This is a genomic window from Pseudorhizobium marinum, from assembly GCF_000705355.1.
Classification (GTDB): domain Bacteria; phylum Pseudomonadota; class Alphaproteobacteria; order Rhizobiales; family Rhizobiaceae; genus Neorhizobium; species Neorhizobium pelagicum.
Genome location: NZ_JMQK01000028.1, coordinates 1 through 15,851 on the forward strand (window position 1 = coordinate 1; position 15,851 = coordinate 15,851).

The following is a 15,851-nucleotide window of genomic DNA, read 5'->3' on the forward strand; positions in this document are numbered from 1 at the left end:
GCGGAGCCCCGTCAAGAATGGGGGGATTACCGAGATCAGCGAAAACATGTGGGTATCCGCCTACAGCCCAAATTTCCACAACCTCAAATTTGGCTTCAGTGGCATAGCGGCGGAGAGCATGGCGAGTGTAACGGTGATGATCGTGCGGCTCCTCGTGGAGCCAATAGAAAAAGGGCACGCCAACGATTAAAATGGCTTCGTCTCGCGCTATTCGAGCCATCTCATCCCATAGCCTAAGCGGGTTAAAAATGTGCTCGAGCACATCCGTGCATAAGATAGTATCCGCAGAGTCATCAGGAAGATCGACGTTCTCGTTAAGGTCAGAGAAAACGTCAACATGGCGGTTGTCATGCAAACTGGACTCCCAATCCACCCCAATGCTTCTGCTGACGAGCGGGCTGTAAATCCCACCATACGGCTTTTGGCCGCACCCAAGATCCACCAAATCGCCTTTCGCATACTTTTTAATCGCGTACTCGTACCCTGCGATAATGCGGTCGGCATTGATGCGGGAAGTGATATGTACTTGCTTTCTATCGCGGGAAGCACGCCACTTTCCGCGGCGATACTCAGCCTTACTGGGCGACCAGTTCTCGATAATCGACAATTGCCCCTCCAAGCAAAATAGTATCTCCCCAGTAATGCACGGCACCAAAACGCGGTCAATGCGCGAGGTGCTGATCTGACCCCTTCAAATTGGTCCAGTTTGAAGGGGCAGATCATTTTTGAACCGCCTCCCTGACTGAATCCGGAAAACTCTAGCGTCCGCTGGTCCAACGTTGGGGGGCGGTTCAAAAAACCGCCGAGGCTCCAATCGCAGCCGGATGAAAGTTAAGTGGCAGGTCACGTACGGTTGACGGCTTATGGAACACGGTCGGCCAGATCGTCACACTGTTCGAACCGCAAGAACGCGCCAACTACTCCAAATCATGCGGATATGCCCCCAAGTAAAGTGGACGTGCTCTAGCTAGCATAGAGCTAGGGTCCGTCCATCTCGGACGCTTGTTCTATTCGGGCCCTTCCTTATGGTTCGACGATTTTGGCGAAAGAAACCCCATTATATCCACAACAGCGCGTCGATTGAAGACAAAGCTCATAGCTGCGTAGCACGTAGTACCAATGCCCGCCGCAACTGCTATTCGAGATAGGTCCGACAATGAACCAACGAGAAAGCCGGTGAGGGCCACCGTAATCGTGATCGCACAAAGTGGTGACCCTACAGCTAGCAAATATTCCCGCCCCCCCACCTCACACAATGGTCTCAGTATAAACGCCCATTGCCCTAAGGACACGACGGCGAAGAGACCGATGAGGGCAAAGGGTACGGCCCGCACGTCAACATAACAGGCGACTCCAACAAATACTAAAATCCCCAATAATACAGCCGTAGAGGCCTTAAATGCTAGATCCGTCCGCCCCAAGGCGTAGAGTAGGCTGCCAATTGGGTTGCCCAAGCTACGGACGGCGCACCAGACCGCCATCCAACGTAGAAAATGAGCTGCTTCGCTCCAATTATCGCCCAGTATAAGAGCAACTAATTCTGGAGCCAGCAGTGATAGTGCCCCATAGAGCGCAAAGTTGACTGTCGCGGTCATCCTTAAAACAGAGATATAAATCCGCCCGACCTGCTTCTTGTCGCTCGATCGTTGCGCCAACAGTGGAAAGGTTACGCGAGTTATCACGGGATTGACCGCAAACATGATCTTTAGGCAGATGTCTCTCGGTTGGGAGTAAAAAGCCAGCGCTTGGGGTGAGACGAGACGTCCGACGATAAATATGTCCGCGTTCAAGGCGATAGCGTTCACTACGTTGACTGCTAGCACGTTCAAACCGAATTTCAAGAAACGACGACATTCTTTGTACTGGAAGTGAAATTGCGGTCTCCATCGACCTGCCCAAGCCAGCCAAGCACCTGCCGACGTGATGGTGGCAATGATGATTTGCCCAAATACTATCGCATAGACGCCGAGGCTAGCCCAAGAAAAGTATATTATAAATACAACACCGATAAAGTTAGCTGAAATCTCGATCTGTGCAACTCTTGCGAACTCGAGCTCTCGTTCCGCGAGAATTCGTAACTGCATCCCTGCCGCATTTATTACAATCACTGCCCCCATCATAGCGATCGGCAAGGCGAGCGCGGGCGCCCTAAAAAACTCAGAAATTGGTGATGATAGCGCAGCCAAAGAAAGAGCAATCACCGACGCTGTCACGATGCCCAGCCAATATATACTGGATCTTTCATGCTTTGTGGTGTCTCGATAAAACACTAGAGCGCTGCTTATGCCGAAGTCCGCAAACATCGTTGTGATATTCGTGACGGCGATAACTATTGCCAGAGCGCCGAGTTGTTCGGGACTGAGTAGGCGTGCCAGTACAGCAATTTGAGCAAAAGCCAATCCTGATCTAACCAGATTCGCTGTAGCGGTCCATCGGACCGCGCTGAAGGCTTGTCCTCGCACACTCATGGAAAGCTTCGTCTGATGTCGCAGGCGGGTCGCTCATGCTGCATCTCTCGTCTTCCGGTACACAGCAGCAAAACGGCTAGAATAATAATCCACGTCGGACGGAGCGCTTGAAAGAGGTCACCTTCCAGCGCGTTGCGGAAAATTGCGAAGAACCACAGTGCGAGTAGGCCAGACAAAACGCTATAGTTTTCATCGGCTGTGGGATGATATCGAACGATGGGAACGGAAATTGCCACCAAAGTGAAGATCAATGCGCCCCACCCCCCTTCCGCCAAGATGTTCATGAAGCCGCTGTGTGCATGCCCGACGGCCCGGAGGAAATCGGTGTCTACCAGCTTGAAATATGGCGAACCCCCGCCGGGTTCGAAGAATACTCCGAAGCCCCATCCAGTCCAAGGCCGCTGCTCTACGCTATAGAGTACCACGTTCCACACGTCGGTTCGACCCGTAAACGTCGGGTCGATTCCCAATAGCCCCGCACCCACGGGCCCCCACCATGGCAGAGCCGCTGCCGCAGCAATTGAGCCCAGTATAAGGATGTATGCCACGCTCCGCAGTACGAATCGGTACCTGAGAAAGTACATGCTTAGTTGTCCAAGTACGACCGAGGGTACAAGCATACCGATCGCGGTTTTAGATTCCGTCATCCACAAGAACAAAAATGAGGCGCTGCTCGCGGCATACCACAGCCAGCGAGCCTTCGTGGTTCCTGCGCCCTGCGTCCATAAAAGCAGTACAGAAACTGCTGCACTAGCGCCCGCTAGATTTTTATGTGGATAGATCCCCCGCCAAGCGCCTGGGTACTCCGACAAATGAATTCCGCCAAGCGCAAATACAGCGATGAAGTTAAGAGCAGTGACTGCAAGGCTCGCATATGCACCGGAACGGACGACGTCCTTCGGCGATAATTGCGGCACTGTAAGAGCGACGCCAGAAATGAAAATGAGAGACAGTATGGAGCGTCGAAGAGACGTGGCGGGATCTGTGGAGAAAAGGCCGGAGAACATCATCATAACGGCGATCAGGAGAAGCGGCCAGACCTTCGCAAGCCTCCTTGCAACGACGTTGGATTGTCTACACGAGAACACAGCGAGCGCAAAGAATAGCGGGAAATAAATCTGCGTAATAAACCGGCCCGAATCTTGATATACGATCTTAGTGCTGACATGCTCCGGCGAGAATATCGTCAGCCCGGTAAACGAACCAAAAAATAACGCGAAAAGTATAAAAGATGGCGAAAGCAGCGGCATTGTGCTGTTTGACTCGCCTGACGCAGAAACCTTCACTACTCAAGCCTCTGCATATAAAATGCGCTTGTAGACCGCTTCGATATTTTTCATTTGGGCGTTGAGCGTGAACTTAGCCAACGCCCTCTCTCTTGCGGATTTTCCATATTGATGGCTCACCTCTTGGCTAGCTAGGAAAAATCCGATTTTATCCGCTAGGTCCAACGCGTCGCCCTCCTTTGCGAACAATCCAGAGGCGCCTTCTCGTATTGTCTCCAGCAGTGGGCCCTGACGGAAGCACACCAATGGCTTTCCGGCGGCCATGGCTTCTAGGCAGATGATAGGAAGTCCCTCATTGTCACCAGTCCGGGCACGACTACTTGGGACGGCCACAACTCTTGCCTTGACAATCATAGCTTCCACGAACTCATGAGGCTTGGCGCCATGGAAAAGAACCGAACCTCCCAGAGGTCGGGCCGCTTCCTTTAGAGCTTTTTCATCCGGTCCAGTACCTATAATGTGAAGCACGGCATCGGGATGCTGTCTATGAACAGGCGCCCATGCCGCTAAGAGATGGTGGCATCCCTTTTTCTCGACGAGTCGTCCGACGAAGAGGCAGTTCGGATTAGTCGCGGACAGGGGGTGATTAAAGAACCGATCAGCCACGCCGTTGTGTATAACGTCTAATTTACCTCGTGGAACATTGCTCTCAAATTCAAGGCAATCGGCGATATAATTAGATGGGCAAATTATACTCGACGCATAGTCAATAATCGATTTGCGGCGAAATTCGCTGATTATTCCTGTCCTCTCCCTAAGACGTGCGCTCCTGTACGCTGTCGCATCAAAGCCATGGGCTGTGACGACCAGGGGTATTTGCCGTCTAGAAGTTGCTGCGTATACGAACGCCGCGTCTGTCAAGAAGTGTGCGTGTACTAGGGATGACCGATCCAGCACTTCAGAAGCATCTTTATTTACCCGGCCCGTAAGGGCACTTAACCACGCCTCACGTCTGTTCCCACCCATTTCCACCGCTGACATCGGCAAGATTCGAGAAGGCTCACTGTTGCGACAGGTTAACACCTCAACGGGGAAGTTTTGTATGCCCAAGATATGGTCCCGCACGAAAGTCTGAGATAGCGGGAGGATCGTTTTAGCAAAAACCGAGATGGTGTTCATAGCTTCACCTCAGCACAGCAAGATTGATAAATTTCGAGCGTCTCCCGATACAGACGTTCCTGATTGTACAAGCGGGAATATCGCTCTTGCTGTTGGACCATGACCTGATGCCATGCCAGGTCTGATGACAGCAGTGGCTGTAGTTTTGCAGCAAGATCCATTTCGTCTCCAGCATTGAAAAGGCTATTGGCGTTGCAGTGCCCGACAACGTCCGGTAATCCGCCAACACGGCTCGCTAAGACAGGTGTTCCAGCGGCCATTGATTCTAAAGCAGTCCTTCCGAATGGTTCGGCCCAAAGGGAAGGTACTATTGTCAGACGGGCACGTTTCATTTCTTCCCGGACCTGCTCAGACTTGATCTGTCCCATGAAAACGACCGTTGAATCCTTTTCTGTCAGTGACCGCAACTCTTCCTCTTGGGGGCCCCCGCCGATGATTCGAAGGCGGTGTCCGTCGCTCTGTATCTGTTTCCAAGCAGCTATTGCTGTGGCCACGCCTTTTTCAGGCACCAACCTAGCTATGACGACGACATCTCGCCGCTCCCTTGTTGATTGGATAGCGGAGTCAAATGCAGGAACAATGTTTGATCGTACAGTAATTTTGTCTGCCGGAAGACCGGCCTTAACGTGTATCTCTTTTACAAAATCCGAGATAGCAATGTACCGGCTTACGCAGCCAGTCCATGTGCCGAGGGCTTTATGGACCCCTAACATAGTCGCCACTACCGCACTGCCAATCATGCTGTCTCGATAGCAGCCGCGTGCGACACCCTTCCAGGGAATTGCGCTCCCAACGCAAGCGAAGCACGGAGCATTCGACCTGTATAAGCTCGCGTTAACACAGGTGTAACGATAATTCCGCAGATGCTGAATTGATGCTACCCCATGTTGACGTGCGATCCGATGGACAATTGGGGAAAACTGCGGAAAGAAGTTTTGAACGTGAAGGATATCGAACTGATCTGTCCTTAGCCGATCTTCCAGTGCTTTCGCGCTCGCTCGCGACCATACCGAGTTGACTGCCGTTGACACGATGTTTTTCCCTGAGATGCTAGCATTCGATAGCTCCCATAGGTCCACATCGTGACCGTACGACCGCAGCATATCTGCCTCTACCCGTGTTGAAATGTCCTCGCCGCCAGGGGCAGCATAGCGGTTGTGTAACATCAGAATGCGCATTAGGCGGAACCCGCTAGGTCTTCAAGAGGAATACTTGGCAGGTCAACCATACCTCATCTCGGAGGGCTGATGAGGATGGTCTGGTACCATCTTATGCGCTCCGATTTTCTGCTGGAGCACTTTGCGGACATACAAGGGGTTCAGGTGCAGGTAGCGGCGCCAGAGCCGCTTCGGCTCCTGGCGAAGCCGAAAGAGCCATTCCAAGCCTCGATCCTGCATCCATTTTGGCGCCTGGGGAAGCAGGCCGGCATGAAAATCGAAGGCCGCTCCCACTGCAAGCATCGGCAACGAAAGGCGACCTTTGTTCTCGTAGACAAAGACTTCCTGACGGGGGCAGCCAAGCCCCACGAATACGATATCTGCTCCAGACGCTTGTATGCGATTGATCATCTCATCGTTTTCGGATGCGGATAGCTTTCTGAACTTTGAAGGCTCATGGCCCGCAATCCTAAGCGCCGGATAAAGCTTCCCCAGATTACTGATCCAACGTTCGAGTACTTCTTCACGACTGCCATAGAGATAGATTGATAGACCTTCATCGGCCGCCGCCTTGCAAACGTCGAGAGTCAGGTTGGGACCATATACCCGATCAGGAAGGGATACCCCATAGAGGAACTTCATTGCCCACCGGACTGGCTGACCGTCCGGTGTGACCAGCTCGAGTGAATTCAGGCGGTGTCTGTGCTCGGGATCCATCGCGCCCGTCATCACCCCGTGAACGGCTAACGCCGATACACCGAATTGCGTCTTAGTTTTCGCTGCGTGTACGATTTTTGCGACAGCACCGTCGTAATCTACGACGTTCACATCCACACCAATGATGTTGACCTTCCCTTTGTCAATCATGCGCTTTTATTCCAGCGAGGCTTGCCTGCATCGTGAATGTCCTGAAGGGTCGACTGTATGTCGTACTTCAGGGAGAAATCGGGATAATCGCGTTGGAACGCCGTGATGTCGCTGATCCACCAGATGTGATCGCCAATGCGGTTCTGGTCTGAGTAGCTGTGATCAAGTTTTTTGCCAGCAATCTGCTCGCACATCTGAATTGCTTCGATCATTGAGCAATTAGCGAATCGGCTTCCGCCAATATTGTAAACTCTGCCTGGCTTGGGTGAGGAGGCGAACTGCCAAAGAGCATTCACGAGGTCGTAAGAATGGATGTTGTCGCGGACCTGCTTACCCTTGTAGCCAAAAATTGTATAGGGGTTGCCGGTGACGGTGCATTTCATGAGGTATGCGAGGAAGCCGTGTAACTGCGAGCCTGAATGACCGCCACCTGTGAGGCAGCCGCCTCTGAAACACGCGGTATTCATCCCAAAGTAGCGCCCGTACTCTTGAACCAGAATGTCTGCGGAGACCTTCGAGGCTCCAAAGAGCGAATGGGTGCACTGATCGATGCTCATTGATTCATCGATGCCCTTCTCGAAGTAGGGATGGCTTCCATCAATCTCCCAGCGGGTTTCGGTTTCGACAAGCGGCAAGAAATTCGGAGTGTCGCCGTATACCTTGTTTGTCGACATGAAGATAAAGGCGGCTTGAGGCGCATTGCGTCGAGTGGCTTCAAGCATGTTGAGGGTGCCGACTGCGTTTACGCCGAAATCTGTGAAAGGTTCTTTTGCGGCCCAGTCATGGGAGGGCTGCGCCGCCGCGTGAATGATTAGGGTCAGGTCATCACCGAGATCGGCAAAAAGTGCGTTGAGGGCGTCGAAGTCACGTATGTCAATGGAGGCATGACGGTAGCGCTTATGTGACTGTTCGAGCTCGGCAACTCGCCATTTCGTCGATGCGTCTGCGCCAAAAAAGTAAGATCGCATGTCATTGTCAATGCCGACGACATCCATTCCCTTGTCGATAAGGAAGCTCACTGCCTCCGATCCGATGAGCCCACCGGCTCCGGTTACAAGTGCGATAGCCATAGTAATTCCCCGTAATTTTCCGCTTACTCTGCTGCGATGGAGTGTTGTAGACTGGTGGTGCTGCCCGTCCTGCCGATGCACCAGTATTCAAACCCCGCGGCGACGACAGCGTCCTCAGGCATAACATTCCTAAGATCGATAACCAGCGGTGCGGCGACCTGCTTCTTCAGTTGCTTCAAATCGATTGTTTTGAACTGGTCCCATTCGGTGAGGACGATGACAGCATCGGCCCCGTTTGATGCTGAGAACGCGTCTTCGCAGAACGTCACGTCGTGGAAGATCTTCGCTGCATTCTCCATTGCCTCGGGATCATAGGCACGCACGGTTGCACCAAAATCCTGCAGAGCCTGAATGACAGGTATGGCAGGCGAGTCCCGCATGTCGTCGGTGTCAGCTTTGAAAGCCAGACCAAGCACCGCGATCGTCTTGCCGTGTACTGATCCTCCGCATGCATCAAGGACCCTGAGCGCCATTGCTCTCTTGCGATTGTCGTTGACCTGGATAACCGTTTCGATTGTCCTCAGTTGGACGCGGTGATCGCGTGCGGTCTTGGAAAGTGCCAACGTGTCCTTCGGGAAGCAGGACCCGCCGTAGCCAGGGCCGGCGTTCAGGAACTTCGAGCCGATGCGGCTGTCAAGTCCAACACCGTTTGCCACATGCCGGATATCGCCGCCCACGGCCTCGCAAAGGTCAGCAATCTCGTTAATGAACGTGATCTTCATCGCCAGAAAAGCGTTGGCTGCATATTTGATCAGTTCTGCGGAGCGCCTGGAGGTGTGGACAATGTTGGCGCCTGCGAGACCGTCAACTTCGTAGATCGCCGACACGATCTTCTTCGCCCAATCATTCTCGCTTCCGATGACGACCCGATCCGGGCGCATGAAGTCGTCGATAGCTACGCCTTCGCGGAGAAACTCCGGGTTCGAGACCACGGCCAACTTAAAAGGGCGATGAGCCTTGAGAAGGATCTGCTCCACCTCGTCTCCCGTGCCCACCGGTACGGTCGACTTGTTGACGACGACCAGATCTCCGGTTGCTTTCTCTGATATCTCACGAGCGACTGCATAGACATATTTCATGTCTGCATGGCCGTCGGTGGGTCGGGGCGGTGTGCCTACTGCGATGAAAGCCGCATGAGCGCCGTTGAGTGCGTCAGCAAGATCGGCCGTAAAATTCAGCCGTCCCGTCTCGTGGTTCTTCTTGACCAGTGCGTCAAGGCCGGGCTCATAGATCGGAACTTGGCCCTGCTTGAGAGCCTCGATCTTGCGAGGGTCGTTGTCAACACACACCACATCGTGACCGATTTCTGCAAAGCAGGTACCTGCAACGAGACCGACGTATCCGGATCCAATAACTGTGATCTTCATGCACTTGCCTCCACGCGAGACGCTCTGTTGAGACGGTTAAAATTGGAAAGTTGATCATTAAAATACTCGATTGTTCTCAAAATCCCTTCCCTAAGTTCCACGTTCGGCTGCCAAGCCAAATGGTCCTGGGCCCGCGAAATATCTGGGCACCGTTGTGTGGGGTCATCCTGGGGGAGGGGTAGTAAAATCAACTGCGACTTGGAACCCGTCAGCTCAAGTACGATCTCCGCGAGCTGCCGAACTGTGAATTCATTCGGATTTCCGATATTGACCGGGAAAGTGACTTCGTCCGGCGCATTCATCAAACGGATGATCCCCTCGACGAGATCGTCGCGATAGCAGAAAGATCGGGTCTGGCTACCATCGCCATAGATCGTCAGGTCCTCTCCCTTGAGCGCCTGCACGATAAAATTGGAGACAACTCGGCCATCTTCGGCGTTCATGCCCGGACCATAGGTGTTAAAAATGCGAACGACGCGAATGTTGACGCCGTACTGCCGATGGTAGTCGTAAAACAAAGTCTCCGCTGCTCGTTTGCCTTCATCGTAGCATGCACGGATGCCGATCGAGTTGACGTTGCCCCAGTAGGATTCCGTCTGGGGGTGAACCAGCGGATCGCCATAAATCTCAGACGTGGAGGCCTGAATAATCTTGGCACCATACTTCTTGGCCAGGTCCAGCATATTGAGAGCGCCAAGAACGCTGATCTTCATCGTGCGGACAGGATCGGCTTGATAATGCGGCGGAGAGGCCGGACAAGCAAAATTGTAGATTTCGTCTACTTCAATATCGAGAGGGTCGCAGACGTCCCACTCCCGGAACTGGAAGTTGGGATGAGACAGAAAATGCTCAATATTTGCTTTCGAGCCCGTATAGAGGTTATCCAGGCAGATAACCCGATTGCCGGCAGCAAGCACACGTTCGCAGAGGTGGGCCCCTAGAAACCCGGCGCCACCGGTGATCAATACATTTTTCATGAAGTCCCCGCTCCTGAAGACAGTTTGCTTCAGAGATTAAAACCCGGTGCCGCCCTTCAGTTCGGAGGCGACGGTCCAGAATAGGATTTTGATGTCCAGCAAGAGGCTGAAGTTGCGAACGTAGTAGAGGTCGGAGTAGATGCGGGCTCTTGCTTTGGAGGTGCGCGTGGTTGGACCTCTGAACCCACGCACCTGCGCGAGACCTGTGATGCCCGGCTTCAATGCGTGCCGCTCATGATAGGTCGGAACCAAGACCTCGTAGGGAACGCCGGCAGCCAGCATCCCGACCGGGTGGCATCTTGGCCCCACAAGCGACATGTCGCCAAAAAGCACGTTGAGGAGTTGCGGGAGCTCGTCGACGTTCGTCTTTCTGATGAGTTTCCCAACGCGTGTGACACGAGGATCGCCTTCAACCGTCTGCGCTACGCCCGACGCATCGCACAGGTCGGTTCGCATTGATCGGAACTTGAAGACCTTGATGCGTGACCCGCCTTGGCCCCAACGGGTCTGCGTGAATAGGACCGGGCCGGGGCTCTCAAGCTTGATCAATACTGCAACGAGTACGAAAAGTGGAAGAAGCAACACCAGCGCAAATGCCGATACGGTCAAATCAACCGCACGTTTGATGGCAAGTTGACGCTTTGGCAAAGCAGGTGCCGCCACCCCACTTGGCGAAAGTAGACCAGCGACAGGTGAGCGGAAGTGGCGAGGGGATTCCGTGGCGGGATCAGCGTATGCGCGTGCTTCCATCATGGTCGTTACTCACTACCTCGTTAACATGGTATTAACATATTCTATAATTTGTTGCAGTGCAAATTGCTTTCTACCTATTTCGGAGTATTGGTTAATCCGAGCGTTGGAGTGTATTAATCAGGCAACATATATTGGGCGTGTGGCGATCTATGCAGCATACGAGCGGCCGTACTCAGCCAAACCGCCTGGAGGCTCAAACGGGCAAGAGGTTGTACTTCAATAGGCTCTAAAAAACGAATTCGGAGGGATCTTCATTAGGCAGCGAATAATCTCTCCCAAAGTATTCTTCACGCCGACGCACCTAAGTCTTCAGCTGAAAAGTCGAATCCATAAAAGGAAACGGCCCGCTAACAGGCGGGCCGTTCGGACTGGTGCGTCTCTAATGCGAATTAGTTTGCGGAAGCAGCAGTGGCCTCAGATGGGCTGGTTGCTGCTGCCGCTGATGCGATCTCATCAGCTGCTTCTGGGGCGGCCGCAATTGCAGCGGCAGCAATCTCGGGGGCAGCTGCAGGGTTTGCTGCCACAGCTGCTCGCGTAATTGCAGCGGCAGCGGCAGGATTGGCAACGACAGCCACCCTCACGATGGCGGCAATTTCGGCGGCGGTTGCTCCGTTTGCGGCGGCTGCACTGACCGCAGCGCTCACTTCAGCGGGCGTTGAAGGAACCTGCGCAAACGCAGGCGCAGAAAAGGTTACTGCCGCAGCGATGGTGGCGGCCGTAAACAAAAGGCGCGATTTGGAAAATGCACTCATAATTTCTTCCTTGTTGTTGTACGGCCTGATGCAGCCACTCTTCATAATATGGAGCCGGGATCAGCCAAAAGATCGACCTTTACTTACTTCGTATATGCCACAACCGGCGGAAAATGCAATGGGTCATGTGGTATTTTAAGTCGAGGTTAACTCTAGCGCTCTTGCTGCCGGCGTAATGCAAATGGCTTAAACACTGCGCGAATATATTGCATGCTGTGAATGATGTATTGGATCCTGAACGCGATTGCGTCCTCATTCGACGTAATAGTCAGAGTAAGAAGAATACCCCAATAGTTTTGCGCGTTCCTGCTGGTTGAGAACAGCCAGGAGGGGTGTCCCGTCAGGCGCACTATCACGCAAAGCGGCCACAGCACGTTTCGCACTGCTCTGCGATGTCGCGGCCCACTTCACCACGAAGGCAATAACATCCGCATGGCGGGCGAGGTAGAGGCCGTCGACTACCGGCTCGATCGGCGGTGTATCCAGGATGATGTAGTCGAAGTTGCGACGCGCAACTGAAATGAGCCTCGCCATCTCCGGCCCCATCAGCAACTGGTCGGTTGGGCTATTGCCCCGTCGCCCCCCCAGAACCACGGTCAACCCCGTGTGGGGATCGGCGGTGGTGAGCTTTGGCAGGGAACCCGCGTCGCCGCCCTGCAGGTAGGTCACCAGGGTGGTGTCGGGCGCGAGGCCCAGGTGCCGGTGCAGGCTTGGTTTGCGCAGGTCGCAGTCGATGATCAGTGTGCGCTTGCCCGACAGAGCGTAGGTGCGGGCAAGCGACAGGGCGATGGTCGACTTCCCTTCATTGGGCAAGGCCGATGAAATCATCACGACGGTACCGCCGCTGTTTTCGTCACGCTGCCCGTTCTTCTTGTAGAGGCACTGGTCAATCGCCACTCGAATGCGGCGCACCGATTCCGAAAACATCGAAAGCGGGGAGCGGATGATGATGTCCGAAAGGCTGTGCCCATCGGCGTCGTCGGGGCCCGGCCCTTCTGTCGCTCGCGGTGAGATGGAAGCAAGCGGCAAGCGCAGGACGGTTGCCACCTGGTCCTCATTGGTGAAGCCGCCGACAAAATACTCTCGCACGAAAGCCAGTCCCACGCCGAGACCAAGTGCCATGACAGCAGCCAGTGGCAGGATCAGCTTCTTCTTTGGAAACGAGGCGTCACGGGGAGCCAGCGCCTCTGAGACCACCCGACTGTCTGCCATCTGCAAGGCAGCCTGGGTATCAAGGCGCTGCAGGCGAGAGGACAGGTTATCGAATTCGCGCCGCGCGCCTTCGGCCGTCTGCCGCAGGCTGTAGAGCTGCGTCAGTGTCTCGTTCGGAAGATTGCTGGTCAGGACCGCGTCGGTGAGGCTAGATCGTACTGAAGATTCTTCCTGTTCAAAGTTCTGGACTTCCGAACGGAGCGAGTTAAGCGCCCGGCGGCCTTCCTCGGCGATCGTTTCATCGAGCTTCTGCAGTTCGGCGCGAAGATCAATCGCACTGGCTGGAGAAGCTGAGGCCAACTGCCCGGCGAGCGCCTGCCGTTGCCGCTCCAGTTCCTCCGCTGCCTGGGTCTCGAGGCTCTGCACCAGGGTGGCAAGATCATTGCGCTTCAGGGTCTCGTCAATCAATTCTACCCGTGAAAGCCCTTCGCGGCGTTCCTGTTGGATCCGGGTCAGTTCGTCATACAGAAGGCCGACGTTGGAAGAGCCTTGCTCCCGAAGCGTACTGATATTGCCAAGGATGAACTCGTCGACGCTGCGAGCGCTACCGGCAATGGTCGCACGGGCGTTCTCGACCTGTTTCTGCAAAATGTCGCGTGAGGCAAGAGTCGCCGATACCTTGGATTCGACCTGCCGGCGGATATAAGTTTCGGCCACGGCGTTTGCGAGCAGCGCTGCCTTCTCGGGGCTCTTCGAGGTGACGGAGATGTTGATCAGGTAGGTCAGGCCGCGCCTGTTGACGCTGACTGCCTTTCGGAAGTTGTTGAGAACACCGGAAACGGCCTCCGCCGGATTTGGCGGTTCCGCAGTCTTCAGGCGGATCATCTCCAGAAAACGGCCGACCACCCCGACTTTAACCCCGAATTCTTCGTCGGCGACGAGGTTCTGGCTATTGATCACGTCGAGGAGAACGCCGTCCGATGCAACAATGGCAACTTCACTCTCCACCCGCGCATTGTCGGTGCTGCCATTCTGGCTTCTGGGATCGGCCTCGAGAATATCCTTGGAGGATGTATCGACGAAGAGGAGTGCGGAGGCCGAGTAGCGCGGCTCGATCGAATAAACGATAATGGCCGCAACAGCCGTCAAGCCGACCACGAAAGACAGGATGAGCAGGATCTGGCGGCGGAAGATCCCCATCAGACTGCGCAGATCGATATCGTTGTTCATGATGTTCCCAAGGAGCGAACGCAACAACCCGCGCGATCCGAGCAGGCCACCGGGCAATCGATTAACTTACGAGCGGATGTCCTAGCTCGACTGGTCCCCGCGAGTCACGAGGAAGGTATATATTTGGTTAATCGCGAACGCGACAGTCCTCGCAGTGTTGCGCTGCGGAAAAAGGGGAGCTTGTGAGGTTTTTGCTGCCTTGGGATATTTGATCCGACTAGAACCACCCGAAGGCGAAGGCACCGAGACGATGCCCCGGTGGTGCACTGCGCCATCAGGCGTTCCAGCTTGGCGGCGTCACCTGGAGTTCGCGCTGGTTATCCAGTTTTCATCTGACGCTTGCCGTTGTGATGCCGTCCACGCCAGGGCGGACAACATCATAGAATGCAACGGATGCTTGAATGATGATGATCCACATGGAGATCGAGACACCAAAGGCACAAAGAAGATTTCTGAAACGACGGGACATGATGCTCTCCTTGAGTGGGTAGCATCGCCTGGAGGCCTTCCTTAGTCGTAAAACTTCATGGTTACCGTTCTTCAGGCTTCCGGCGTGGTAAAGAGCGTGTTGTGGCAAAGCCGACAATTCGAGCAATTGGTGCTGCCACCCTGAAAATCCGGTATTTTTCGGGTCTCTCGATCGGGGCGGACGAACAGCGGCTGGTACTTTCCCCCTTGTTAGTTGCCGCGAACTGACCAGAACCGAGACACATAGCACTTGGTTGTCGCAGCCCCTTGGCCGGGGCCACCACATGAATACCCCTACGTTAACGACAGGTCTTGGGACGTCGGTTGATTTTGGCGCGGTTGCATAGCAGGCGCAATGCTCTGCCGCAGTAAGGTTCCGGAAGCTGCGCTCCGTCTGAAGCGAAGCTGCCGGCCAAACGTCGTGGACGGCAGAAGGTGAGGCCAATTAGGAGGCGGGGCGCCTGATTCCTTCTGGATCTTGGGCCATTTCAACCTCCTCTGCGATCTCGCGCAGAGCATAGGCGATGTCTGCCCGCGACCAGCCTTTCTCGCCCAGCTGAACGACCAGGCGCCGAACCGGCGCGCGGATTCCGAAATCGAACTCCAGGGCGCGATCATCAGCCGAGCGGGAATTCATCAGATCTGTCGTAAAATCTTTCATGTCGCCATGAACAGCAGCATCGAGCCTTCGATGCAACCGGTTCCGCTCGTTAAGGTTGGCAAGAAAGGTTAAAGCGAGAATGACACTGCTCCGGAACGGAACAGGTTTATCAAGGCGCAGATGCAACCGGCTTTGTTGATCTGCTTGATTTGGCGGCCACGGCCGGTAAGGGTCGCGTGTTGCAAGGCGCGTAGCCGCGTTGCCGCTTTTGCCGCAGCAGCGACAGGAACAGGCGCAAAGCCTGTTCTTCGTCAGGACAGAGATCGATGCGCTGCTGGCCGCGTGTGCCAACCCGTCCCCAGGCCCTGAGGAGGGATACTTCTCCGAACAGGTTCTTCTCAATTGATAGGGCGTAGAAGCGGGCCATATTCCTGGCCCCATCAAGGCGTCGAACATGAACATGATACGATTGCTGGCTCATGGCCAAAGAATCGCGCATGGTGAGGACAGCGTCCAACGACAGTTATGAATCGATCAAGCGCCACCGATTCAAGATTTTGATGTGATCACCTCTCGAGGCCGCG

General features: G+C 54.5%; 15 protein-coding genes and 1 pseudogene. 1 reads left to right on the top strand and 15 read right to left on the bottom strand.

Features of this window, described 5'->3' with window-relative positions:
• Window positions 1-607: class I SAM-dependent methyltransferase (locus EO99_RS0122730; protein ID WP_156034964.1), on the bottom strand; the 607-nt coding region annotated here is incomplete at its 3' end.
• Between the two features lie 239 nt (window positions 608-846).
• Here EO99_RS0122730 and EO99_RS28380 point away from each other — a divergent pair.
• A pseudogene (locus EO99_RS28380) lies at window positions 847-951 on the top strand (IS630 family transposase); the annotation flags it as partial.
• Between the two features lie 56 nt (window positions 952-1,007).
• Here EO99_RS28380 and EO99_RS0122735 read toward each other — a convergent pair.
• From EO99_RS0122735 to EO99_RS27030, 14 genes are all read right to left on the bottom strand, one after another.
• Window positions 1,008-2,468: an MOP flippase family protein gene (locus EO99_RS0122735; RefSeq protein ID WP_029620863.1), complete on the bottom strand. Its 1,461-nt coding sequence runs from the start codon at window positions 2,466-2,468 to the stop codon at window positions 1,008-1,010.
• On the bottom strand, window positions 2,465-3,754 hold the full coding sequence (locus tag EO99_RS0122740; protein WP_156034966.1) for an O-antigen ligase family protein: 1,290 nt from the start codon (window positions 3,752-3,754) through the stop codon (window positions 2,465-2,467). The genes EO99_RS0122735 and EO99_RS0122740 overlap by 4 nt, the downstream gene beginning before the upstream one ends.
• A 3-nt stretch (window positions 3,755-3,757) precedes the next feature.
• Window positions 3,758-4,873, bottom strand: coding sequence for a glycosyltransferase (locus EO99_RS27020; protein ID WP_077067157.1), 1,116 nt, complete (start codon window positions 4,871-4,873; stop codon window positions 3,758-3,760).
• Window positions 4,870-5,613 carry a glycosyltransferase gene (locus EO99_RS27880; RefSeq protein WP_077067158.1) on the bottom strand — a complete coding sequence of 248 codons (744 nt, stop codon included), beginning with the start codon at window positions 5,611-5,613 and terminating at the stop codon, window positions 4,870-4,872. The genes EO99_RS27020 and EO99_RS27880 overlap by 4 nt, the downstream gene beginning before the upstream one ends.
• A gap of 480 nt (window positions 5,614-6,093) precedes the next feature.
• Complete coding sequence (locus EO99_RS0122755) at window positions 6,094-6,897, bottom strand: WecB/TagA/CpsF family glycosyltransferase (RefSeq protein WP_029620866.1); 804 nt, start codon at window positions 6,895-6,897, stop codon at window positions 6,094-6,096.
• The gene (locus EO99_RS0122760) at window positions 6,894-7,967 is read right to left on the bottom strand and encodes an NAD-dependent epimerase/dehydratase family protein (protein WP_029620867.1); all 1,074 of its coding nucleotides are present in this window, start codon (window positions 7,965-7,967) and stop codon (window positions 6,894-6,896) included. The genes EO99_RS0122755 and EO99_RS0122760 overlap by 4 nt, the downstream gene beginning before the upstream one ends.
• Before the next feature lie 23 nt (window positions 7,968-7,990).
• Window positions 7,991-9,334 (bottom strand): UDP-glucose dehydrogenase family protein, encoded by a 1,344-nt coding sequence (locus EO99_RS0122765; RefSeq protein WP_029620868.1) that lies wholly within the window; start codon window positions 9,332-9,334, stop codon window positions 7,991-7,993.
• A complete protein-coding gene (locus EO99_RS0122770) occupies window positions 9,331-10,311 on the bottom strand; it encodes a UDP-glucuronic acid decarboxylase family protein (protein ID WP_051680031.1) in 981 nt (326 codons plus the stop codon). Before EO99_RS0122770 ends, EO99_RS0122765 begins: the two co-directional genes overlap by 4 nt.
• 36 nt (window positions 10,312-10,347) lie before the next feature.
• Window positions 10,348-11,064, bottom strand: a complete 717-nt coding sequence (locus EO99_RS0122775; protein WP_081852172.1) for a sugar transferase — start codon at window positions 11,062-11,064, stop codon at window positions 10,348-10,350.
• A gap of 389 nt (window positions 11,065-11,453) precedes the next feature.
• Complete coding sequence (locus tag EO99_RS27695) at window positions 11,454-11,816, bottom strand: hypothetical protein (protein ID WP_156034968.1); 363 nt, start codon at window positions 11,814-11,816, stop codon at window positions 11,454-11,456.
• A gap of 252 nt (window positions 11,817-12,068) precedes the next feature.
• On the bottom strand, window positions 12,069-14,198 hold the full coding sequence (locus EO99_RS26465; RefSeq protein WP_051680032.1) for a GumC family protein: 2,130 nt from the start codon (window positions 14,196-14,198) through the stop codon (window positions 12,069-12,071).
• 328 nt (window positions 14,199-14,526) lie between these two features.
• Window positions 14,527-14,667 carry a hypothetical protein gene (locus tag EO99_RS27700; protein ID WP_156034970.1) on the bottom strand — a complete coding sequence of 47 codons (141 nt, stop codon included), beginning with the start codon at window positions 14,665-14,667 and terminating at the stop codon, window positions 14,527-14,529.
• 444 nt (window positions 14,668-15,111) lie between these two features.
• Window positions 15,112-15,453, bottom strand: a complete 342-nt coding sequence (locus EO99_RS27705) for a hypothetical protein (protein ID WP_156034972.1) — start codon at window positions 15,451-15,453, stop codon at window positions 15,112-15,114.
• A complete protein-coding gene (locus EO99_RS27030) occupies window positions 15,437-15,748 on the bottom strand; it encodes a WGR domain-containing protein (RefSeq protein WP_077067159.1) in 312 nt (103 codons plus the stop codon). The genes EO99_RS27705 and EO99_RS27030 overlap by 17 nt, the downstream gene beginning before the upstream one ends.
• Between the last annotated feature and the right edge of the window lie 103 nt (window positions 15,749-15,851).